Origin of the sequence: Pseudobutyrivibrio sp. MD2005, from assembly GCF_000621865.1 — a bacterium.
In the GTDB taxonomy this organism is placed as follows: Bacteria; Bacillota; Clostridia; order Lachnospirales; family Lachnospiraceae; genus Pseudobutyrivibrio.
In genome coordinates, this window is record NZ_JHXE01000001.1 from 52,637 (window position 1) to 73,760 (window position 21,124).

The window sequence follows — 21,124 nt, forward strand, 5'->3', positions numbered from 1 at the left end:
CCTGCCTCGATTAGGGGCAGGTAATTTTATAAAAATCTTTCTAATTATTAAAAAAATAAAAAAAAGACTTGCAAAATATCTAATAAGGTTATATAATTATTTTCGTTGCTGAGGCAATAATTTAATATGCGCGATTAGCTCAGCTGGCAGAGCACCTGACTCTTAATCAGGGTGTCCAGGGTTCGAACCCCTGATCGCGCACTTACCGTCGAGAAGTTCTCGGCGGTTTTTTTGTATATAGAAACTATAAATAAAAACCCATTTGCTATCATCAAACAAATGGGTTTTTATTTATCTACTAGCAATAAGCTTACAAATAGGATTACCTATGCTAGAAAACTTTTCTTCGTATTCAGTCATTACATTACCTTCATTCATTACGGAATCATTATGAAGGTCATATGTAAGAGCATCTATTTTCCATAAAGGATGATTGTTAATTTCTTCAACAGAAAAATCAAATAAAGCTCTGTTATCAGTCTTAAATTCAATATGACCATCTGAAGCTAAAATAGAATTATATCTATTTAAGAAAGTGGATGAAGTAAGGCGTCTCTTTGAATGTCTGTCCTTTGGCCATGGATCACTAAAATTAAGATAGATTCTATCAATTTCTCTGCAAGCAAAAATATCAAGTATATCAGCTGCGTCAAAACAAATAAAACGAAGATTAGGAATCTCTTCTTCTTGAACCTTTTGAACAGCTCTTAAAAGAACGCTTGTGTATCTTTCAATACCAATATAATTAATATTAGGATTTTGTTTTGCAAGAGTCGTAATAAACTGGCCCTTGCCCATTCCTATTTCAATGTAGATAGGATTGTCGTTATGAAAAAGTTCTGATTTATATTTTCCTTTAAGCTTTATAGGTTCATTTATGCAATATGGGCTGTTTGCAACAACTTCGTCAGCTCCAGGTATATTTCTTAATCTCATAATTACCTCCAAGAATAAAATCAAAGCTGATTATAACATAAAATTTAGAATATTAGTATTGCAAGTAGTAGATTGGAGACTGTATACTAGAAAAAGTGTAAAGGAAGTGGGATATGAAGATTAATAAGATAATAACAAAAGTGCTGGCATTGACATGCCTAGTAAATAGTTTACTTGTAATAAATTCAAAAACGGTTGAGGCTGAAGACTACTGGCCGAGTGGTGTAGATGTAGTTGCAGAATCAGCCATAGTAATGGAACAGGAAACAGGAACGATACTGTATTCTAAGAATATGGATGAAGTTCATTTCCCTGCAAGTATTACAAAGATAATGACTGCGCTAATTGTTTTGGAAAACTGTGATTTAGATGAAACAGTCACATTTTCAGCAGATGCAGTTTATGGAACGGAGCTTGGTTCATCAAGTATCGCCAGAGATGTTAACGAAGAAATGACTGTAGAGCAGACATTGTACGGAATGATGCTCGAGTCGGCAAATGAATGTGCTTATGCTTTGGGTGAGCATGTGGCAGGAGATATTCCTTCATTTGTTGATATGATGAATGAAAAAGCTAAAGAGCTTGGTTGTACCAATACACATTTTAATAATACGAATGGTCTTCCTGATGATGAACATTACACTACTGCACATGATATGGCATTGATTGCTAGAGCAGCTTATGCCATTCCAAAATTTGCAGAGATAGCAGGAACAAAGAACTACACAATTCCACCAACAAATAAGCATCCTGATCCAACACCACTTAATAACCATCATCAGATGTTGCATTACTATAAAACTAACAAATATCTTTATGATTATTGTTTAGGTGGTAAGACAGGTTATACAGTAGTAGCAGGTGCAACACTTGTTACTTATGCTAAAAAAGACGGAATGACACTCATTTGTGTTGTAATGAAAGATACAACAAGTGATGAGTACACAGATACAACAAATCTGTTTGAATACTGTTTCGATAACTTTAATACATATCCTGTATCAGATTTCGCATCGATTTCAGAAGATGATACGAATGTTACTGGAATACTTAGCGAAAATAGTGAATTGATTAAAGTAGATGAAAATGGATTAATAGTAATTCCAAAGACAGCAAGTGTTTTAGATGTTGTAGCAGAGGTTGTACCTTATAGTGATGCAAATGATAAATCAGTAATTGGCCAATTAAGATATACTTATGCAGATAGAAGCGTTGGAAGTGCTAATCTGGTATTTACAAGCGCAGAAACTGGTAGCTATCCATTTGATAATCTTCCAGTAGAAAAGGGTGGAAGCGGAAAGCAATACATTCAGGTTGATTATCCTAGAATAGCTTTGATAATAGTCATAATTGGAGTTTTAGTATGGGTAGTGCTATTTATCAGAAGTAAATCAAGTAAGATATTATTAGTTAAGCATAGATTCGAAAGTAAGCATGCTAAACGTGAAAAAAAAGGTATGGTTATAATAAGAGATAACGGCAGAAAGAGAAAAAGAAGAAGATAAAGACATAATCTGTCGTAATTTTAAAAAAAATAGGACATAAATAAAAAATAAACGACAATCTATTTTTGATAGATTGTCGTTTTTATATTCTGTAGACTTTGAAATAATATTATTAAAACAAGGAGCAAATTATCTATTTATCAGACTATTTATCATAATTTCTAGCTGTTGTTTATTATTAGTAAACAATATAAGGCCATTAGAAGAGTTTACAATAGTAATTACTTTATCTGCAAAGGTCTCTGATTCAGATAGAAGCTGATATAAATAATCTTTGTATTTACCTTCGGTTTTAAGAAAAACAGTCTGGTATTCTTCAAATGGCATGAGCTTGGAATTGCATTTTTGCATTAGGAAAGCAATTTCCTTATCTTGATTAAGCTGAGCTTCAGTTTTGTTGATGATGAAATACCCACGATCATCTTTTGGCATTTGAAGATTTTTAACTGCACGCTGAACCTGCTTAGTCAAACTATCGCTAGCTGGATAAAGAGACTGGAAGTATTTCATAAAATCGGAAGCACTCTTAAAGTGTTCGTTAGTGCCACGTTCCAATACTTCAGTCATAAGTATCTTCTTGATTACCTTTTCGCATTCTTTACGAGAAGGATTTTTTCTAAGACCCATTGTTTCTTCAGACATAATTACCTCCCAAAGACAAAAATAATAGTACTAATAATATTATAAGACATTTATATTTTATATTGAAGACATAAAGTGTCTATCTATCTAAAATCAAATAATCTGACAATTATTTGACAGCAGGCCATTATAATGGGATAATGAAGAAAATAACCTCGTATTGATTACAGGAGTGGAAAAAATGGAAAACTTATTTTCAAGAGATGAGAAGAAGCAATATCAACTAGAACAAATAAACGATTTAGTTGAGCAAAATGGTGGATTAATCAAGACAAGTGATATAGAAGCTCTCGGTGTTGATTACAGGAGAGTTTTAAAATTTGTTGAAGAAGGTTATTTGATTAGAGTTAAAAGTGGTTATTATACTACGAAGTATTTTGAGTGTTCTGAAGAAGAATGGATATATAAGTTATTTGGCGAAGATGGAATTCTTACAATCGAATCAGCTTTATGGGTATATGGATATTTAAAAGATAGGCCATATAAATGGAGCATTGCCATCAATAAGAATACATCAAAATCCAGATTTCATATTGATTATCCAATAGTAGAGCCATATTATACTGAGCCAGAAGTGTTGGAGCTTGGTGTTAAAGAAGTAGATTTTGCAGGTGGCAAAATGAAAATCTACACAAAAGAGAGATTAATTTGTGATGTGCTTAAGTATCAGGAAAAAATTGATCGCGAGCTATTTAAGCAAGGCGTTTGGGCATACATAATGGATGATAATAAAGATGTGGCAAAGCTTATGGAATATGCTAAAGAAAGAAAAGTGCTTAAGAAAGTTCAAACAATGGTAGGCGTGTGGTTATGATAAATAGATATGGAATAAAAGAAAAAGCAGAAAAACTAAATATTCCATTTAAAAATCTACTTGCAGCAGCTGTTGGAGAAATCATTATCGAATTGCTTGCGGATGGTAATTACTGTAATGAATTGTATTTGTGTAATTATAACGAGTTTGATACAGAGGTTTACAAGGACCTTTGCATTACAAATATTTATTACGAGTACGTTCGTCAGCTAGATGACAAAATGGCGATTCTTTATATGAGAGATATTTTAAAAGAGATAATCTCTAAGGCAGCAAAAGAAGGCTTTGCAGTAGAAGGATCAGTTGGTGAAAATGGAATCACTTTAAAGGTGACAGTGGATGAGATGTATATTCCACTTCATCTCTATTTCAAACGACATCAGGCCAGCAATGAGCCAGAAAAAATCACATTAAAACTGGTCGCTTATGAAAATAGAACAGTAGATGTGCTGACAAATCCGAAAGAAGAAGAATTATCAAAGCATTTGTTTGAGATAATTGAAAAACTCGAACTTATAAATGATATGGACCATTACTATACAGTGTATGATATTCTTACATCCAATCCTGTAAATGGTAGAAAAGTAAAAGATAGATTACAGGATTTATTAAAGCAAAAAGGGATTGTGATAGATAATACCAGAATGGATATGTTGGCAGAATATGGCAACTATACATACATGAAAAGAAAGTGGAAAGTCGAATTACGACAAAAAAAGAAGTCTGAACCGGAATGGTTAGACGTAAATAAATGTCTTGTTAACTTTCTAAGACCAATCTGGGAAGCGATGGAAAAGAATATGGTGTTCCTTGGAGATTGGATGCCACAGTTAAAACGCTTCCTAGACTAGCATGTTATTAATTAGCAGATGAAGTTGTGTTTAAGGATAGAGAATACAGCATAGTAGTATGAGCTTCTATCATTAACCTTGTAAAACTGCTGCTCCATTGAAATAGTAGAAATATTATCGATTTCATTTGTTTCAATCAGATTGGTGCGGCATTTTTCCTGAAGAAAACTATTTGAAACTTTTTTAAAGAACATACCCTTAAAAAGAGTACCGATGCAATTTTTATTGTAAACACCGCAAATAGTATCGGAGCAGGCTTCATTAAAATTAAAAGTGGTAATGTCGTAATCAGTGGAATGCTCGTAAAGTAAAACAGCAGTACGAGGATCCATAAAAGGTGTATCAACAGACATAAAAAATGCTCTGTCACCAGAAATCATAGTAAGGCAAGAAAGAATCGCACCAAATGGGCCAGCGTTTCTTGAAATATCAGGTATCTCTTGTGCATCAAGATTAAGGTGAGTCAAATCGCCACGTTCATTTACTGAAAGATATATCTTATCGAAAAAAGGTTTGAATTTATCATAGATATATTCAACCATTGTCTTATCTTCAAAAGGTAAAAGAGCTTTCTTGGTACCCATGCGTGAGCTGTCACCGCCACATAGGATAACGAGAGTTCTGTTCATGTCTGCCTCCAAGTAATAAATAATAAATACATTATATTGATTCTTAATAAAAAATAAAAGTTAGAAATATGAGTTTACACGAAACATTAAAAGAATATTCAAAGAGTGAAATGTATTCCTTTCACATGCCAGGCCATAAGCGAATGTTAGATGGTTGCTACAAAATAGATATGACAGAAGTGGAGGGGGTTGATGATTTGCATGATCCTGATGGTGTCATAGCAGATGAACAAAACCGATTAGCCAAGCTTTATAAAGTAAATAAAGCATTTATGCTGGTAGGTGGTTCCACGGTTGGTAATCTATCTGCCATATATGGGACTTTAAATGAAAATGATTTGATATTAATAGGGCGAAATTCTCACAAGAGTGTATATAACGGGGCAACCCTTAGGCACTTGAGAGTAGGATATATATATTCAAAGGTTGATGAAAATGGAATATATGAAGCTTCTTCTTTAAAAGATATAAAAGATGCAGTAGAAAGAGAAGGCGAAATGCCAAAAGCCGTATTGATCACTTCACCAACCTACGAAGGCTATTTTTGTGAAATAGAAAAGATAAGTGAATACTGCCACAAGAATAAAATCATATTAATAGTAGATGAAGCCCATGGAGCTCATTTAGGATTTAACCAGTGGTTTCCAAACCAAACATCTAGATATGCAGATATTACAATAACAAGTTTGCACAAAACATTACCATGTCTTACACAAACTGCGGCAATGCTTGTTTCATCTGACAAAGTCAACATTACTAGAATTCGAGAAGCATTAGACATATTCGAAACCAGTTCACCAAGCTACGTTTTGATGAATTCTATTAGTGAATGTCTAGATATCCTTGAAAATAGTGAGGATTTATTCAGAAAATATGTGGATAACTTAAAGAAATTTTATAGCTTTAGTGGACAGCTTAGAAATCTACGAGTGCTCAATGAATCCTATCAAAAAAAGGATATGGGAAAGCTTGTAATATCTACAAAACACACAAGCATTACGGGAATAGAGCTGGCTAGAATCCTAAGAGAAAAATACAAAATCGAAACGGAACTATCAAGTTTTTCTTATGTGCTTGCAATGACAAGTATCATGGATACAAAAGAAGGTTTTAATCGATTAAAGATTGCTTTAGAGGAAATTGATAAATCGTTACAAAAAGGTGAAATAAAAGTTCCAGTTGCCAAGACTATAAATCCTAGCAAAAAAATGGAGTTATGGCAGGCCAAAACAGAGCCATTTAAAGAGATAGATTTATCGGAAGCTGAAGGAAAAATAAGCACAACAATGATTTGTTTATATCCACCTGGTGCACCAATAGTGGTTCCAGGAGAAGAGGTAACGAATCAGGCAATTGATGTAATTAATGATGCACTTGAAAAAGGTATACACGTAACCGGTCTAAATAATGGACGAATCTGCGTTGTCAATTAGCACGGCGTGAATTATACTTTAGATAATAAAATTGTAAGAGGATAGTATGGGAAGTATTTTTTGCATAATGGGCAAAAGCTCATCTGGAAAAGACACAATATTTAAGCTTTTGCTAAATAGGGAGGATTTAAATCTAAACAGGATTATTTCATACACAACAAGGCCAATACGAAGTAACGAAAAGCCAGGTGATGAATACAATTTTGTAGACCTTGAAGAAAAGGATAGATTATTAGAATCTGGTAAAGTAATAGAGATTCGTAAGTATGATACAGTTCATGGTCCATGGTTTTATTTTACAGTGGATGATGAAAAGATTGATTTATCAAAGAACGATTACATTGTCATTGGAACAGTAGAAAGCTTTGTTAAAATCAGAGATTACTACGGCAGTAAAAAAGTTTTGCCGATATATATAGAGGTAGATGATGGCATTCGCCTTACCAGAGCCCTTGAGCGAGAAAAGAGCCAGAAGCAACCAAAATATGAAGAAATGTGTAGACGTTTTCTAGCAGATCAGCAGGATTTTTCAGAAGAAAAAATCAAAGCTGCACAGATAGAAAATGTATTCAACAATGATGAAGATAGTAACGAAACTTGTGAGAAGATAGCTGCATTTATTAAGCAAAGAAGGGGATAGTATGGATATTCGAGTTAGTGATGTAAGTCAAGTCCAGCCTGCAGAAGCTCCAAAGACAACTGCGCCAGTAGATGATACTTTTAAGTTTACCCTTGCAGCAGCGGTGGATGATGCAGAATTGCAGGAAAAACTCACTAATCTTTTAAATGACATTACCACTCAGGGCAAGCTTTTGTCTGAGCACATGGATATTAGAGACATGAAGCGATATCGTGGATTGGTAAAGGACTTTCTAAATGAAGTAGTTAATCGAAGTCATAAGTTTTCAAGAGAAAACTTCTTAGATAGACGTGGTCGCCATAGAGTATATGGTATGATTAAGCTTGTGGACGAGCAGATGGATGAGCTTGCCACAGCACTTGTCCAAGATGAAAAGGACCACATTGCAATATTAAACAAGGTAGATGAAATCAGAGGTCTGCTTCTAGATATCATCACCTAGAATTAGGAGAATTTTGTTAGATGAGCTTTGCAGATATTATAGGTCAGGAGGAGGCTAAGAACCTTCTTAGAAGTGCCGTTACAACAGGAAATCATAGTCATGCCTATATATTCAGCGGAGAAAAAGGCTCAGGCAAGATGATGTTAGCAGAGGCTTTTGCCGCAATGCTTCAGTGTGAGAATCCAACTGATGATGCATGTGGCCAGTGCCATTGCTGTAAGCAGTCATTATCCAGAAACAATCCTGATATAATCTACGTAACTAGAGAAGAGGGGAAGGCTAATATCAGCGTTGATGTAGTACGTGAGAAAATCGTAAATGATGTTGATATAAAGCCCTATAGCAATAAATACAAAATCTATATTGTGGATGAAGCAGAGCGCATGAATCAACAGGCTCAGAATGCTATCTTAAAAACAATCGAAGAGCCGCCAGAATATGCAATTATCATTCTACTCACTGCAAATCATAATGCATTCCTTCAGACAATTCTGTCTAGGTGTGTTCTAATCCAAATGAAATCCGTAGATACTGAAAGCATAGTTAGAATTCTTAGAACTAAGTATGAAACAGTTGATTATCAGGCAAACATGGTGGCATCATTTGCTCAAGGAAACGTGGGAAAAGCCATAGCCCTTGTAACTGATTCAAACTTTAATGATGTTAAGAATCGAGTTATCGCTTTGTGTAAAAAAGCGGGGAAAATGGAAGAGCTGCAGATTGCTGACGAGGTTAAATCCATAAAAGAAGAAAATGATGCAGATAAAAAGAATGATAACCCTGAGAAATTTGAGGGATTTATGGACCAAATGCTAGATTTAATCACCCTTTGGTTTAAAGATGTGCTATTATATAAAGCGACATCAGACGATAATCTCTTGCTTTTCAAGGAAGATATCTTTGATATACATGAGCAGGCAAATGACTGCTCTTACTACGGCTTAAATGAGATAGTGAAAGCAATCTCAGAAACTAGAGCCAGACTTAATGCTAATGTCAATTTCGAGTTGACAATTATGCTTCTTATAAATGCGATTAAGGAGAACACTAGATGATAAAGGTTATAGGAGTACGCTTCAGAGGAGGCGGAAAGGTATATTATTTTGATCCAAATAACGTAGATTTCAAGCGTGAGGATCAGGTTATTGTTGAGACTGTTCGTGGTGTTGAAATCGGAACAGTATTGTTAGTTGATAAGGTGATTTCAGATGATGAGGTTCCAGGACCTATCAAGAAAATCATTCGTAAGGCTACAGAAGAGGATGTAAAGAAGGCTGAAAAGAATCTTGAAAAAGAAAAAGAGGCCATGAAGATTTGCGAAGAAAAAATCGCAAAGCGTGAGCTGGAGATGAAGCTTGTTGGCGCAGAATACACTTTTGATAACAATAAGCTTATTTTCTATTTTACAGCAGATGGACGTATTGATTTTAGAGAGCTTGTAAAGGATCTTGCAGCAGTATTCCATACTCGTATCGAGCTTCGTCAAATCGGAGTTCGTGATGAGACTAAACTCATGGGAGGAATTGGTATCTGCGGAAGAGAACTTTGCTGTAAGAGCTGGCTTGGAGATTTCGTTCCTGTTTCTATCAAGATGGCAAAGGAGCAAAATCTTTCCCTCAACCCTACAAAGATTTCAGGACTTTGCGGAAGACTTATGTGCTGCTTGAAGAATGAGCAGGAGACATACGAGTATCTTAACAGCCGTTTACCAGGAATCAATGATACAGTTACTACTCCAGAAGGAATCAAAGGAATTGTACAGTCTGTCAATGTACTTCGTCAGACAGTTAGAGTACTTTTCGAGGATGGAGATTTGAAAGAGGTTAAGGATTACCCAACAACCGAGCTTAAGTTTAAGCCTAGAAAGCGTAAAGTACAGGTTTCAAAAGAAGAGGCAAAGGAGCTTGCCGACTTGGAGGACAAGAATTAATGGAAAATCTTGTGCTTGAGTGTGAGCGTGTAGATGATCTTCAAATAAATGGATATAAAATAATTCAGCATCCTGACAAATTTTGTTTTGGCATGGATGCTGTCTTGCTATCTGACTTTGCAAAGGTGAACGAAGGTGAAAAGGCATTGGATCTTGGAACAGGCACCGGAATTTTACCGATTCTTTTAGAGGCAAAGAATAAGGGAGAGCATTATACAGGCCTTGAAATCCAAACAGAGAGTGCGGATATGGCAAGGCGCTCGGTATTATTTAATAATTTGCAGGATAGAATTGATATAATAGAGGGTGATATCAAAGAGGCTAGTAAGATTTTTGGCAAGGCATGTATGGATGTTGTTACTAGCAACCCACCTTATATGACCAATCATCATGGATTAAAAAATCCAAATGATGCCAAGGCAATAGCCAGACATGAGCTACTATGCTCACTTGAAGATGTTATGCGCGAGACAGCAGCAGTACTTAAGCCAAAGGGAAGATGCTATTTTGTGCATAGACCTTTTAGACTAGTGGAAATATTTGAAAGCATGCGAAAGTATAAGCTTGAGCCAAAGCGAATGAGACTAGTCTATCCATATGTAGACAAGGAGCCAAACATGGTACTTATCGAGGGAGTTAGAGGCGGAGGGCCTCAGCTCACTGTTGAGTCACCACTTATTGTTTATGATGCTCCGGGACAATACACAAAAGAAATATACGATATTTATGGCATGATAATGCAATAGATTAAGAGGGTAAATATGGCAGGAACAGTATATTTAGTGGCTACTCCAATTGGAAATCTGGAAGACATGACTTTTAGAGCAGTCCGAATCCTTAAAGAAGTGGATTTGATTGCAGCAGAGGATACCAGAAATTCAATAAAGCTTTTAAATCATTTTGAGATAGATACGCCAATGACAAGCTACCATGAGTTCAATAAGGTAGACAAGGCAATCACTTTAATTGAAAAATTAAAGGAAGGAAAAAACATAGCAGTTATTACAGATGCAGGAACGCCAGGAATATCTGACCCAGGTGAAGAGCTTGTAAAAATGTGCTATGAAAATGGCATAGAGGTTACTTCAGTGCCAGGACCTGCGGCATGTATTACTGCGGTAACAATGTCCGGACAGGCCTGTAGACGTTTTGCTTTTGAGGCATTTTTACCAAAAGATAAAAAAGAACGTCGAAGAGTATTGGAAGAGACAAAGAATGAAACTAGAACAATCATCATTTATGAAGCTCCACACCATTTAATCGGCACACTTAAGGAGCTTAGAGATGTACTTGGAGAAGATAGAGGAATCACCCTTTGTAGGGAGCTTACCAAAAAGCACGAAGAAAAAGAGAAGACTACAATCGGTGAAGCATTAAAGGCATACGAAACTAAAGAACCACGCGGGGAATATGTTTTAGTAATTGCTGGTAAATCTAAGGCGGAAGTAATCGAGGAAGCGAGAGCAGCCTTTGATGAAATGACCATAGAGGAGCACATGGATATGTACTTATCCAAGGGGATGGATAAGAAAGAAGCAATGAAAGCAGTTGCAAAAGATAGAGGTGTAAGTAAGCGTGACATTTATAACGCGTTACTAGACTAGGGGGATACAATGCAATATATCGTAGATTTATTTACTAACAAATTATTTATTGCTCCAATTTCAGCGTGGCTCATCGCTCAAATCATAAAGATTATAATTGATTCCACAAAATCTGGATTTCGCAAGGAAAGACTTGTTGCTGGCTGCGGAATGCCAAGCGCTCATGCAGCTACTGTATCAGGATTGATTATTATAACAGGAGCTACATTTGGCACTGGAAGCTTTGAACTTGTGGTAGCACTGGTGCTTGGAATAATAGTTATCTGTGATGCGCGAGGCGTTAGATACGAGACACAGCGTCAGGGTAGAGCGCTTAATAATCTTAACGAAGAGCGTGTGGAGCAAGGAAAGCAACCTTTGGATATCAATAAGTTCAAAGAAAAACTTGGTCACACAATACCAGAGCTGATTGCAGGAATAATTATTGGAGTTATCTGCGCTATAGTTGTATATCATTTGCCATTCTAATGATTGGTTTATATAGTAGAGAAAGGGGGAAGCGTATTGGAAAATATCGAAGACATTAAAAAATTAAAAGAGATGATTGATGAGTCATCAAGAATTGTATTCTTTGGCGGTGCCGGGGTTTCCACGGAAAGTGGCATACCAGATTTCAGAAGCAAAGATGGTTTGTACAATCAGCATGATGTAAGGTTTGATAAATATCAGCCAGAATACTTGCTTAGCCATTCATGCCTGATTAGGGAGCCAAAGGTATATTTTGAGTTTCATCGACAGAAGATGGACACTAGAAATATCGAGCCTAACAATGCTCATAAATATCTAGCTAAGCTAGAAGAAACAGGGAAGCTAATCGGTGTAGTTACCCAAAACATAGATGGTCTACATCAAAAAGCAGGCAGTAAGAAAGTATATGAGATACATGGAAGTGCTCTCAGAAACTACTGCATGAACTGTGGTACAAGCTATCCTGTTGATTATATTTTTGATTCCGAGGATGACATTCCAAAGTGTGATTACTGTGGTGGAACAGTGCGCGCAGATATCACATTATATGAAGAGGGCTTGCCTGAGGACCAGGTAGAAGGTGCAATAAATGCATTATCCTCAGCTGATATGCTGATAATAGGAGGAACTTCCCTTACCGTGTATCCTGCTGCATCCTTTATTAATTATTTCAAAGGAAAGTATTTGGTTATAATCAATCAAAGTGATTTAGCAATAAGAAAAGCTGAAAATACACTTATTATTCATGAGCGTATAGGTGAAGTATTCACTGAATTGGCTAAGCTGCAAGGAATTGAATTATAGATTAGACGTCAAATTTAAAATAATAAAAGAAAAAATCAATTAAGCCTTGAAAAACGCATAGTTTCATGCTATCATCTTAATTCGTGGTATAAAACATTTATATCCTTGCTAGGTTACATTAATGTAGCTTGGCCAATAGACCAAAAGGAGGTAGAAAGCATGAACAAGTATGAATTAGCACTCGTTGTTAATGCGAAGATCGAAGACGATGCAAGAACTGCCACAGTTGAAAAGGCAAAGGAGTACATCACTCGCTTTGGTGGCCAGATCACAGACGTCGATGATTGGGGCAAGAAGAGACTTGCTTACGATATTCAGAAGATGAATGAAGGTTTCTATTACTTCATCCATTTCGATGCTGAGGCAGGCGTTCCTGCACAGATCGAAGAGAATGTTCGCATCATGGACAACGTTCTTCGTTTCTTATGCGTTAGAGCTGACGAGGCTTAATAGTATAAGACAAGGAGATTAATTATGAATAAAGTTATTCTTATGGGACGTCTCACAAGAGACCCAGAAGTTCGTTACGGTGGAGCAAACAATAGCGCTGTTGCAAGATTTTCACTTGCTGTTGATCGTAGATTTAAGCGAGAGGGAGATGAGCAGACAGCTGATTTTATTAACTGTGTTGCTTTTGGCAAGACAGGTGAGTTCCTTGAGAAGTATGCTCGTAAGGGCACAAAGTTCGTTGTAGAGGGTCGTATTCAGACTGGCTCTTATACAAACAAGGAAGGACAAAAGGTTTACACTACTGATGTAGTTTGCGAGAATGTTGAGTTCGCAGAGAGCAAGAATTCTCAGAGCGGTGGTAACAACAGCTTCGACGGTGGCTCAAGTTTCACACCTAGCTCAGATGCAGGCGACGGCTTCATGAATATCCCTGATGGAATTGACGAGGAATTACCGTTTAACTAAGTCAAGGCAATGAAAGCCTTGGCTAACATCAATAGGAGGTTAAATCATGGCTTTTAATAAGACAGGCGATGGTCAGCAGAGAAGAAGACCAATGCATAGAAGAAAGAAAGTCTGTGTTTTCTGTGGTAAAGATAACGTTATCGACTACAAGGATACAGCAAAGCTTAAGAAGTACATTTCTGAGCGTGGAAAGATTCTTCCACGTCGTATCACAGGTACATGTGCTAAGCACCAGAGAGCTCTTACAGTAGCTATCAAGCGTGCTCGTCACGTTGCACTTATGCCTTACGTACAGGATTAATTCTTGATATGATTACAAAGCACTTTCTAAGGAAACTTAGAGAGTGCTTTTTTATTGTTTAAACATCTAAATCAGCCTTCCATAACTTGTGTTTTTTGTTGATGAATCATCAAAGAAAAGGAGAAAATCTATGGCAAAGGTAATCGCAATTAGCAGGTATCCAATGAATTTGATTCGTAGCAAGTTTATGAAGTTGAATATTCATCACGTGGAGTACGTAGTAGATTCACTTAGAAGCACTACCAGTAAGGTGAAGAATATTAAAAAGTATATGCTCACAATGCTATTTAATGCGCCTACTACGATTAGCAGCTACTACATAGCAGAAGTAAATCATGATATGGCAGCTGGTTTATAGTTGACACGATTGCACGACACTCATATAATACAAATTAACATAGTTGCACAACACTCATGTAGAAGGAGGTATTATATGCCAAGAGTTAATTTATCGTTGAATGAAGCAGTTTATGGAGACTTAAAAGCAGAGGCCGATGATAAGGGAATAAGTGTTAATAATCTTGTATATAGCATTCTTAAGGAACGCTATGGTTACAATGGGTTTGATATATTAGTTGAATTTGAAAATTTAAAAAGGGAAGCTAGAGCGCAGAAGGGATACTTTAGCCTTAATGCGCTTCCTACTTTCCAGAATCTTGAGAAAAAGCTGGAAAATACAGGCTATCCTGAGTCTGCAGCGCAGGTAAGAGCTAGACTTGGTAGAATGTTCCAGGATGCAGTTGAAAAGAATTTAGTTTGGGATATAGATAGAGCAGTTACTGTAGATCAGGATAAAAATGAGGTTGCTAAAACAGCAGCTCGTGCAGCAGTATATGCAAGCAAGCTATCAGATGCAATGAAAGGGGAGTAGTTATGGATAATGGTAAAATGGCTGGAGCAGTAATAGGAATCTTTGGTACATTGGCGATGTTTGCGATAAGCATTGTTCTGTTTTTACTAGGGCATTTTTACATTGTTAATGGCTTGATAGTAGGATTCTTACCTTTTTTGATGATGATAAGTGCAGGATATAGCGAAGCAGTATGCTGGGGTGTTTATGGATTAATTATCCTGGTTTCAGTAGTACTTCAGTTGAATTTTAAGGTGGCGAGGATTGTATTTGGAATAATATCTTGTGGTGTGGTGTCATTGTTTATTTGGGATAAGTACAAAGAAGTGGCATTGAAAACACAAATTATGTATATAGGGATAGGAGTTGTAATTACTGGCTTTCTGAATTTTGCAGGATATAGCAAAGAAATAAGTGGTTAATATAATAATCGACTTTTTTATTCAAAGCCTAGTTTTTAGTAGTTCATAAATTGTCCTCAATTTTATTGTATTATGACTATATACAATTATGTCCAAGAATGGAATCAACCTATGAGGCTTAGTCTTAAGAGAAAAATTATATCTATAAATATTATATCGCTAATTCTGGTTATCCCATTTTTTATATCTGGGGTTTCTTTTGCTGCTTCAAGCAATGAGAATACCATCATTGTCGGCGTTCCAACGGATAGATGCCCTATGATTTATATAGATGATTCTGATGGTGCAATCATTGGAATTGGTCCAGAATTACTTCGTATTGCCTGTGAGAATATCGGTTATAACGTTGAATTTATTGCTATGGAAGAATCTTCACTAAAGGATGCGCTAGATAATACCTCCTATGATATAGTCATGCCTATAGGAAGCGAAATTGAAAGTGCATCTGGACAGTCATCAATCGTTTCTGACGATTTAATGCTAACTCCTCTCACTGTTGTAACTTCTGAGGGCGATAATGTATCAGACATTAATCGTGCAAAAATTGGAATGCTTCAGTCTCAAGCTGGTATAGCAGACACGGTAAAAAGCCTATATCCAGATATTGAAGTCATACTGTTTAAGATATGTCCAAGTGTGTAGAAGCCCTACGTAAAGACGAAGTTGACGCATTACTTCATAATTCCTACGTTTGGAGTTATGTCCTTCAGAAGCCTTCATATATCGATTTGCATGTTCAACCAACTACAATGCTTTCAATTGGTTTTAGAGTTGGTGCTTTAGATACACCTAAAAATCAGGCGCTTATAGAAAAACTTAATGAGGGTATTGCTATGATTAGTGATACCCAGCGCCAGGCTGTTATTTTAGATTATACTTCTCGTAAACTGTACAAATATGATGTACAGGACTATCTTTACGCTGATAGATATGTCTTTATCATGTGTGCAATTGTAATTGTTCTTGTAGCACTTCACTTTCTAGCAAAGCAACAACAGTTAAAGAAAAGAACCAATAATCAAATTCGCCAAATGATAGACTATGACTCACTTACTGGTGCTCTTAGTATGGCCGGATTCCGTGAAAAAGTAAAAGAACTACTACTGGAAAATCCTTCCACTCCATATATTATTTCTTACAACAATATTAAGAATTTCAAATTCATAAATGACAAAATGGGAATTAACTCTGCTGATGAACTTCTATGCTTCTGGGTAGAAAAATCATTGGAGTATTTCTCTGACAAAGAGGCTATGGCCAGAATTTATGCAGATCAATTTGCTGTTTTATGCTGCCTACCTGATGACAACGGTTTCGAAGCGATGGAAACAAACGTATTTAAACCAGTCAAAGAATATTATATTAATCAGGGCAACGACTATGAAGTTCAGATATGCAGTGGTCTTTATGTCTTAACTCCGGAAGATTATAAAAATATTAACGTTGATAAGATGCTAGACTGTGCTAGATTAGCTGAAAAGAAAGCACATCTATCTGTTACCGGGGGTTACGAAGTATATAACGTAGATCAATGGGAAGCAGGAAGACTGCTTTCGGATATCTGCGGTCATTTTTCTACTGCTGTAAAACAGAATGAAATAAAAGTCTGGTATCAACCTCAAGTCAACTATAGAACTGGTGAAATCATAGGCGCAGAAGCTCTCTGTAGATGGAACCATGAAAAGCTAGGTTGGTTGAGCCCAGGTCAATTTATCCCAATGCTAGAACAAACTGGTCTCATCTACGATTTAGATTGTCTAGTTTGGGAAATAGTTTGCAAAGATATTCATAGATGGAACGAGCAAGGATTTAAACGTTCTATATCAGTTAACCTATCTCGATTTGATATAGAAAAGAACAAAAACATCTCAAAGCACTTCAAGAATCTTATCGAAAAGTACGATATTGAACCTTCTCAGCTAAGAATAGAAATCACTGAGAGTGCCTATGCTGAAGATAACGAATTACTATTAGAGACAACTGCTCAGCTACAGGATATAGGATTTGAAGTTGAAATGGATGACTTTGGCAGTGGCTATTCATCTCTAAATATGCTTACAGAAATTCCAGTTGATGGAATTAAACTTGATTATGTTTTCCTAAAAAACACTAAGAACTTTGAGAAAAGCAAAATTGTGGTCAAGCATATCCTACAAATGCTTCGTAACCTAAATTATAAATATATTGCTGAAGGCGTGGAAACTAAAGAACATGCCGATTTTCTTATTGCTATAGACTGTGAACGAATGCAAGGCTTCTACTTCTACAAGCCAATGCCTGTAGAAGAATTTGAAATTCTCGATTTCGATAACATAAACAATAGACCACACTAATAAAAAACTAAATATTTTTCCATGGTCGGAATTAATTTTGCATTTCTCAAACCAAATGGCTAAAATAAGTGATGTATGAAAAATTTCAATCTATCATTTAATTCCATAGCGGGGAGGTTAAAAGAAATGGCTAGACCAAAGATAGCAACATCTGCTTCATCAACAAAGACAGTAAAGACTTTAGCTGTAATCCAGTATCAGGGACTTGAATTCACAGAGGCTGATTGCCTAAAGAAAGCACAAGCTCAATTCAAGAAAGACTACAAGGGCGTTGAGCTCACAGGTATCAGCATTTATATTAAGCCTGAAGAACATAGAATCTACTATGTTGCTAACGGAGATAAAGTTGGTTCTACAGAGTTGTAATATTGTATTATAGGCTGCCGATGGCAGCCTTTTTTCATGGACTATCTTTCATTAATAGGATCAATACTGATATTCTGTGTAGGCTTAAATCTTGTTTGGGGCAAAAAGATTATGGGTTTTGTCATATTCTTGTAGGAAAATTGTAGGGTTTATGTAAGGGTCCCGTACCTTTTTTTCTTATTTGTGGCATGTTATATTTATCATGGACAAACGAGGGAGCGAAACAAAAGCTCCTGAGGGAGTCCTTTTCTTTTGCAAAAGAATACGGTGTGAAATGAAGTGTCAGCTTGCAACTATTAAGTGGTTGTAGCCTGGCGCTTTTTTCGTACCACAAATTAATCAGTAAAGAAAAGGAAGGTACACATGGTAAATTACGAAGAGTTCAAGGAAAACTTTAAAGAGGACGTAACAAGGAAGTTAGCAAAGAAAGGCATTGAGAATGTTGAGATTACCATCCAGCCAAATGAAAAGCTCAATCAGAGCTATGATGCACTAACAGTTAGACCGGATGGATCAACATTAGGTGTGAGCCTAAATTTCACAAAGATTGCGGAGGAGTATGAGAATAGAGGCAATTACGATAGTCTTGTAGATGCTGTTGCAAAAAGAATTGAGAATGGCTTAGAGAATGCTCCATTTGTTGATTCAAAGGCTCTTACAGATTATGAGCAGATGAAGGACAAGCTTACAATTGAGCTTGTTGGAGCAGAAAAGAATGCATCGCTACTTGAGAAGATTCCCCATAAGGATATGGAGAACATGGCCATTGTTTATCGCTTTGTCATGGGAAGTGATGATAGCGGTGTCCAGACTATCTTAGTTACAAACAATATGCTGGAGGCAATGAACATCACACCGGAACAGCTTCACAATGATGCGATGGCGAATGCGCCAGAGGTTAGACCGGCTGAGATTAAAATAATGAGGGATACACTTGCGGAGATGCTTGGTCCAGATGCGGATATGATGCTTCAGTTTATTCCTGCTGATGGTCCAGAAAGTCAGATTTATGTAGCAACAGTAGAGGACAAGGTACATGGTGTAGGCGTAATTGCTTATCCAAACTTTCTTGAAGATGTTGCAGATAAGTTAGATGGAGACTTTTATGTGCTCCCATCGAGTATCCACGAGGTCATTATTGTGCCAGATAGAGGAGAGATGGATGCCTCAGTACTGATGGATATGGTTAAGCAGGTCAATTCAACAGAGGTATTGCCTGAGGATGTGCTTTCATATTCTGTATATCACTTTGATTCACAGGATAATGTCTTTGAGTTAGCAGAAAAGTTTGACGCAAGATCTGCGGAAAGAGAGGCAGCTAAGGAAGATAAGCTTGCTGAGAATGGCGCAGTATTAAAGGGCTTAAAGGAGAAGAAGGCAGCTATTAAGCCAGAGCCTAAGAAGGAGGATATTGTAAAGAACACCTTTTATGGGATAAATTACCAGAAGGCCTTACAGATGGGCAAAAGGAATCTTAGATTAAGAGCATGCTACATGCACTTGCAAATGAGGAATTAATAATGACAGATTCATACAATAAGCGATTGGCTAATTGGATTTTAAAATAAAATATTTAACCAATCGTAACCAATAGCATAGACCATTTTCTAGCGCAAATATGCGAAATTAAGGGGATTGGATTGGTTAAATTGGTTAATTTTGAGTAATTATGTATAAATAAGTTACAGCAATTGATTAATACTATTTGAAAAAAATTTTAAAGAATTAACTTTTTACAGCTTTTAAATTTAAAATGGATAATTGAAATAGGTTTGAGCTAGAGGAGCACACTATTTAACCAAATCAACTTACGAAAGTAGTTAGGGTGGGAGAACAGAAAAAGTCAATAGTATTTATAAATTATAATAGACAGAACGCTTGAAATTAAAATTAATAATGATAATATTAAGGAAGTCGGACTCGACCCACTGCTGGATAGCGGAGGGCCCAGAGTCCTTTTCTTTTATAAAATGGATGAATAACACTATGAAAAAGAAACTATCTATATTCATACTCACATGTCTTACATTCCAAGCCTGCGGCATAAAAGAATCAGCACTTGAAGAAACACAGATCCAGCAGGAGGAAGATGTTCCAAAGGCTCAGATGGAGGAAGTTGTAGTTGAAGACAGCGGTGCCTACGATTTCACCTTGTGTTTTGCTGGTGATATTAATTTTGATGAAAACTGGGCTACAACACAGTACCTTAATACCTGCGAAAACGGAATAATTGATTGCATTTCACCGGAGTTGATAAGTGCCATGCAGCAGGCGGATATAATGTGGATAAACAATGAGTTCACCTACAGTGACCGTGGACAACCGTTGCCAGGAAAGGCCTATACATTCAGGACAAATCCAGATAGGGTGGAGAATTTGAAACTGCTTGGAGTAGATATAGTTGGTCTTGCAAATAATCATGTATATGATTACGGGAAAGAAGCCTTGCTTGATACTATGGATACCCTTGATAAGGCAGAAATACCTTATGTAGGCGCAGGTCATACCCTAAATGAAGCCAGTGAACCTGTTTATATGGAAATTCAGGGCAAGACTATAGCTTTTGTAGCAGCCTCAAGGGCTGAGAAAAATAAGATGACACCACAGGCAACTGATACAGAGCCAGGCATACTTAGGTGCTATGACACCACTCTTTTTGATGAAGAGATTAAAGAAGCAGATGCAAATGCTGATATTGTGGTGGCATTGCCTCATTGGGGCACAGAATATTCCACAGAGTTAGAAACTGTTCAGCCTCAAACGGCCCACGAATACATAGATGCAGGTGCAGATGCAATAATCGGCGCGCATACCCATTGCCTTCAAGGATTTGAATATTATAAGGATGTACCTATTGTCTATAGTCTTGGAAACTATTGGTTCAACGAAAAGACGCTAGATTCAATGCTTGTAACCCTGCATTGCTATGGGGATGGTAATGAAGATAACATAGATGTGATAATTACACCTGCATTGCAAACGAACTGCAGGACAGTATATGTTGAGGATAAAGAAAAGCAGCGGGAGTTGTATGACAGGCTAGAAAATATATCTGTTAATGTGGAAATTGATGATAATGGGATTATAAGAACTCAATAAGGCTATTTTGGCTAATATTATTTTAGATTGACGGGCAGGACGCCCGTCTTTTTTTTAAAATGGTTAAAAATGACTTTAAAAATGCTGCAAATGGAGGACATATAAATTACAAGAACCTGGAAAGAATGCATTAGAGCAGA

General features: G+C 36.5%; 26 protein-coding genes and 1 tRNA gene. 24 read left to right on the plus strand and 3 right to left on the minus strand.

What is annotated here, in order from left to right:
• Positions 1-128: 128 nt before the first annotated feature.
• Positions 129-201, plus strand: a tRNA-Lys gene (locus T498_RS0100240).
• Positions 202-291: 90 nt separating this feature from the next.
• On the opposite strand, the gene trmB is transcribed toward T498_RS0100240, so the two are convergent.
• Positions 292-936, minus strand: a complete 645-nt coding sequence (gene trmB / locus T498_RS0100245) for a tRNA (guanosine(46)-N7)-methyltransferase TrmB (protein WP_028234173.1) — start codon at positions 934-936, stop codon at positions 292-294.
• A 113-nt stretch (positions 937-1,049) separates the two neighbouring features.
• On the opposite strand from trmB, the gene T498_RS0100250 reads away from it, so the two are divergent.
• Complete coding sequence (locus T498_RS0100250; RefSeq protein ID WP_081779633.1) at positions 1,050-2,441, plus strand: D-alanyl-D-alanine carboxypeptidase family protein; 1,392 nt, start codon at positions 1,050-1,052, stop codon at positions 2,439-2,441.
• 129 nt (positions 2,442-2,570) lie between these two features.
• Here the strand turns inward: T498_RS0100250 and T498_RS0100255 are convergent, their stop codons facing one another.
• Positions 2,571-3,083 carry a hypothetical protein gene (locus T498_RS0100255; RefSeq protein WP_028234175.1) on the minus strand — a complete coding sequence of 171 codons (513 nt, stop codon included), beginning with the start codon at positions 3,081-3,083 and terminating at the stop codon, positions 2,571-2,573.
• Between the two features lie 181 nt (positions 3,084-3,264).
• Between T498_RS0100255 and T498_RS0100260 the strand changes: the two genes are divergently transcribed.
• Both T498_RS0100260 and T498_RS0100265 read left to right on the plus strand, forming a co-directional pair.
• Positions 3,265-3,897, plus strand: coding sequence for a type IV toxin-antitoxin system AbiEi family antitoxin domain-containing protein (locus T498_RS0100260; protein ID WP_028234176.1), 633 nt, complete (start codon positions 3,265-3,267; stop codon positions 3,895-3,897).
• On the plus strand, positions 3,894-4,748 hold the full coding sequence (locus tag T498_RS0100265) for a hypothetical protein (protein ID WP_028234177.1): 855 nt from the start codon (positions 3,894-3,896) through the stop codon (positions 4,746-4,748). Before T498_RS0100260 ends, T498_RS0100265 begins: the two co-directional genes overlap by 4 nt.
• 11 nt (positions 4,749-4,759) lie before the next feature.
• Here T498_RS0100265 and mobA read toward each other — a convergent pair whose 3' ends face one another.
• Positions 4,760-5,377, minus strand: a complete 618-nt coding sequence (mobA, locus tag T498_RS0100270) for a molybdenum cofactor guanylyltransferase (RefSeq protein WP_028234178.1) — start codon at positions 5,375-5,377, stop codon at positions 4,760-4,762.
• Between the two features lie 68 nt (positions 5,378-5,445).
• Between mobA and T498_RS0100275 the strand changes: the two genes are divergently transcribed.
• The 20 genes from T498_RS0100275 to T498_RS14420 all read left to right on the plus strand — a co-directional run bounded on the left by T498_RS0100275 (position 5,446) and on the right by T498_RS14420 (position 20,984).
• Positions 5,446-6,810, plus strand: coding sequence for an aminotransferase class I/II-fold pyridoxal phosphate-dependent enzyme (locus tag T498_RS0100275; protein WP_036977575.1), 1,365 nt, complete (start codon positions 5,446-5,448; stop codon positions 6,808-6,810).
• Between the two features lie 46 nt (positions 6,811-6,856).
• Complete coding sequence (locus tag T498_RS0100280; protein WP_028234180.1) at positions 6,857-7,450, plus strand: guanylate kinase; 594 nt, start codon at positions 6,857-6,859, stop codon at positions 7,448-7,450.
• Between the two features lies 1 nt (position 7,451).
• A complete protein-coding gene (locus T498_RS0100285) occupies positions 7,452-7,892 on the plus strand; it encodes a YaaR family protein (RefSeq protein WP_028234181.1) in 441 nt (146 codons plus the stop codon).
• Between the two features lie 20 nt (positions 7,893-7,912).
• Positions 7,913-8,947, plus strand: a complete 1,035-nt coding sequence (locus T498_RS0100290) for a DNA polymerase III subunit (RefSeq protein ID WP_028234182.1) — start codon at positions 7,913-7,915, stop codon at positions 8,945-8,947.
• Entirely contained in the window at positions 8,944-9,822 is an 879-nt protein-coding gene (locus T498_RS0100295; RefSeq protein ID WP_028234183.1) for a PSP1 domain-containing protein, read from the plus strand. Before T498_RS0100290 ends, T498_RS0100295 begins: the two co-directional genes overlap by 4 nt.
• On the plus strand, positions 9,822-10,568 hold the full coding sequence (locus T498_RS0100300) for a tRNA1(Val) (adenine(37)-N6)-methyltransferase (protein WP_028234184.1): 747 nt from the start codon (positions 9,822-9,824) through the stop codon (positions 10,566-10,568). Before T498_RS0100295 ends, T498_RS0100300 begins: the two co-directional genes overlap by 1 nt.
• Positions 10,569-10,583: 15 nt before the next feature.
• On the plus strand, positions 10,584-11,426 hold the full coding sequence (gene rsmI / locus T498_RS0100305; protein ID WP_028234185.1) for a 16S rRNA (cytidine(1402)-2'-O)-methyltransferase: 843 nt from the start codon (positions 10,584-10,586) through the stop codon (positions 11,424-11,426).
• 9 nt (positions 11,427-11,435) lie between these two features.
• The gene (locus tag T498_RS0100310) at positions 11,436-11,894 is read left to right on the plus strand and encodes a divergent PAP2 family protein (RefSeq protein WP_028234186.1); all 459 of its coding nucleotides are present in this window, start codon (positions 11,436-11,438) and stop codon (positions 11,892-11,894) included.
• Positions 11,895-11,930: 36 nt separating this feature from the next.
• Positions 11,931-12,698, plus strand: a complete 768-nt coding sequence (locus T498_RS0100315; RefSeq protein WP_028234187.1) for an NAD-dependent protein deacylase — start codon at positions 11,931-11,933, stop codon at positions 12,696-12,698.
• Positions 12,699-12,857: 159 nt separating this feature from the next.
• Positions 12,858-13,148 (plus strand): 30S ribosomal protein S6, encoded by a 291-nt coding sequence (rpsF, locus tag T498_RS0100320; protein WP_028234188.1) that lies wholly within the window; start codon positions 12,858-12,860, stop codon positions 13,146-13,148.
• 24 nt (positions 13,149-13,172) lie between these two features.
• Positions 13,173-13,613, plus strand: coding sequence for a single-stranded DNA-binding protein (locus T498_RS0100325; RefSeq protein ID WP_028234189.1), 441 nt, complete (start codon positions 13,173-13,175; stop codon positions 13,611-13,613).
• Positions 13,614-13,659: 46 nt separating this feature from the next.
• Positions 13,660-13,914 carry a 30S ribosomal protein S18 gene (gene rpsR / locus T498_RS0100330; protein WP_028234190.1) on the plus strand — a complete coding sequence of 85 codons (255 nt, stop codon included), beginning with the start codon at positions 13,660-13,662 and terminating at the stop codon, positions 13,912-13,914.
• An 88-nt stretch (positions 13,915-14,002) separates the two neighbouring features.
• Entirely contained in the window at positions 14,003-14,272 is a 270-nt protein-coding gene (locus T498_RS0100335) for a DUF6017 domain-containing protein (RefSeq protein ID WP_305809541.1), read from the plus strand.
• A 75-nt stretch (positions 14,273-14,347) separates the two neighbouring features.
• Positions 14,348-14,785 (plus strand): hypothetical protein, encoded by a 438-nt coding sequence (locus tag T498_RS0100340; protein WP_028234192.1) that lies wholly within the window; start codon positions 14,348-14,350, stop codon positions 14,783-14,785.
• A gap of 2 nt (positions 14,786-14,787) precedes the next feature.
• The gene (locus T498_RS0100345) at positions 14,788-15,186 is read left to right on the plus strand and encodes a hypothetical protein (protein WP_028234193.1); all 399 of its coding nucleotides are present in this window, start codon (positions 14,788-14,790) and stop codon (positions 15,184-15,186) included.
• Between the two features lie 111 nt (positions 15,187-15,297).
• Positions 15,298-15,828, plus strand: a complete 531-nt coding sequence (locus tag T498_RS16645; protein WP_197019885.1) for a transporter substrate-binding domain-containing protein — start codon at positions 15,298-15,300, stop codon at positions 15,826-15,828.
• Positions 15,813-17,519: an EAL domain-containing protein gene (locus T498_RS14410; protein WP_155950991.1), complete on the plus strand. Its 1,707-nt coding sequence runs from the start codon at positions 15,813-15,815 to the stop codon at positions 17,517-17,519. The genes T498_RS16645 and T498_RS14410 overlap by 16 nt, the downstream gene beginning before the upstream one ends.
• A 126-nt stretch (positions 17,520-17,645) precedes the next feature.
• Positions 17,646-17,885, plus strand: coding sequence for a DUF6465 family protein (locus tag T498_RS0100355; RefSeq protein WP_028234194.1), 240 nt, complete (start codon positions 17,646-17,648; stop codon positions 17,883-17,885).
• Between the two features lie 363 nt (positions 17,886-18,248).
• A complete protein-coding gene (locus tag T498_RS14415) occupies positions 18,249-19,403 on the plus strand; it encodes a DUF5688 family protein (RefSeq protein ID WP_051524512.1) in 1,155 nt (384 codons plus the stop codon).
• 468 nt (positions 19,404-19,871) lie between these two features.
• A complete protein-coding gene (locus tag T498_RS14420) occupies positions 19,872-20,984 on the plus strand; it encodes a CapA family protein (RefSeq protein WP_197019886.1) in 1,113 nt (370 codons plus the stop codon).
• Positions 20,985-21,124: the final 140 nt, after the last annotated feature.

What these genes read in the sequence shown, in the direction of transcription:
- T498_RS14420 (WP_197019886.1), top strand. Translation starts at nt 19,872, where the DNA reads ATGAAAAAGAAACTATCTATATTCATACTCACATGTCTTACATTCCAA.
- T498_RS0100285 (WP_028234181.1), top strand. Translation starts at nt 7,452, where the DNA reads ATGGATATTCGAGTTAGTGATGTAAGTCAAGTCCAGCCTGCAGAAGCT.
- T498_RS0100260 (WP_028234176.1), top strand. Translation starts at nt 3,265, where the DNA reads ATGGAAAACTTATTTTCAAGAGATGAGAAGAAGCAATATCAACTAGAA.
- T498_RS0100345 (WP_028234193.1), top strand. Translation starts at nt 14,788, where the DNA reads ATGGATAATGGTAAAATGGCTGGAGCAGTAATAGGAATCTTTGGTACA.
- T498_RS0100295 (WP_028234183.1), top strand. Translation starts at nt 8,944, where the DNA reads ATGATAAAGGTTATAGGAGTACGCTTCAGAGGAGGCGGAAAGGTATAT.
- T498_RS0100310 (WP_028234186.1), top strand. Translation starts at nt 11,436, where the DNA reads ATGCAATATATCGTAGATTTATTTACTAACAAATTATTTATTGCTCCA.
- T498_RS0100280 (WP_028234180.1), top strand. Translation starts at nt 6,857, where the DNA reads ATGGGAAGTATTTTTTGCATAATGGGCAAAAGCTCATCTGGAAAAGAC.
- T498_RS14415 (WP_051524512.1), top strand. Translation starts at nt 18,249, where the DNA reads ATGGTAAATTACGAAGAGTTCAAGGAAAACTTTAAAGAGGACGTAACA.
- T498_RS0100265 (WP_028234177.1), top strand. Translation starts at nt 3,894, where the DNA reads ATGATAAATAGATATGGAATAAAAGAAAAAGCAGAAAAACTAAATATT.
- T498_RS0100250 (WP_081779633.1), top strand. Translation starts at nt 1,050, where the DNA reads ATGAAGATTAATAAGATAATAACAAAAGTGCTGGCATTGACATGCCTA.
- T498_RS16645 (WP_197019885.1), top strand. Translation starts at nt 15,298, where the DNA reads ATGAGGCTTAGTCTTAAGAGAAAAATTATATCTATAAATATTATATCG.
- T498_RS14410 (WP_155950991.1), top strand. Translation starts at nt 15,813, where the DNA reads ATGTCCAAGTGTGTAGAAGCCCTACGTAAAGACGAAGTTGACGCATTA.
- T498_RS0100340 (WP_028234192.1), top strand. Translation starts at nt 14,348, where the DNA reads ATGCCAAGAGTTAATTTATCGTTGAATGAAGCAGTTTATGGAGACTTA.
- trmB (WP_028234173.1), bottom strand. Translation starts at nt 936, where the DNA reads ATGAGATTAAGAAATATACCTGGAGCTGACGAAGTTGTTGCAAACAGC.
- T498_RS0100300 (WP_028234184.1), top strand. Translation starts at nt 9,822, where the DNA reads ATGGAAAATCTTGTGCTTGAGTGTGAGCGTGTAGATGATCTTCAAATA.
- T498_RS0100355 (WP_028234194.1), top strand. Translation starts at nt 17,646, where the DNA reads ATGGCTAGACCAAAGATAGCAACATCTGCTTCATCAACAAAGACAGTA.
- rpsR (WP_028234190.1), top strand. Translation starts at nt 13,660, where the DNA reads ATGGCTTTTAATAAGACAGGCGATGGTCAGCAGAGAAGAAGACCAATG.
- T498_RS0100290 (WP_028234182.1), top strand. Translation starts at nt 7,913, where the DNA reads ATGAGCTTTGCAGATATTATAGGTCAGGAGGAGGCTAAGAACCTTCTT.
- rsmI (WP_028234185.1), top strand. Translation starts at nt 10,584, where the DNA reads ATGGCAGGAACAGTATATTTAGTGGCTACTCCAATTGGAAATCTGGAA.
- T498_RS0100255 (WP_028234175.1), bottom strand. Translation starts at nt 3,083, where the DNA reads ATGTCTGAAGAAACAATGGGTCTTAGAAAAAATCCTTCTCGTAAAGAA.
- rpsF (WP_028234188.1), top strand. Translation starts at nt 12,858, where the DNA reads ATGAACAAGTATGAATTAGCACTCGTTGTTAATGCGAAGATCGAAGAC.
- mobA (WP_028234178.1), bottom strand. Translation starts at nt 5,377, where the DNA reads ATGAACAGAACTCTCGTTATCCTATGTGGCGGTGACAGCTCACGCATG.
- T498_RS0100325 (WP_028234189.1), top strand. Translation starts at nt 13,173, where the DNA reads ATGAATAAAGTTATTCTTATGGGACGTCTCACAAGAGACCCAGAAGTT.
- T498_RS0100275 (WP_036977575.1), top strand. Translation starts at nt 5,446, where the DNA reads ATGAGTTTACACGAAACATTAAAAGAATATTCAAAGAGTGAAATGTAT.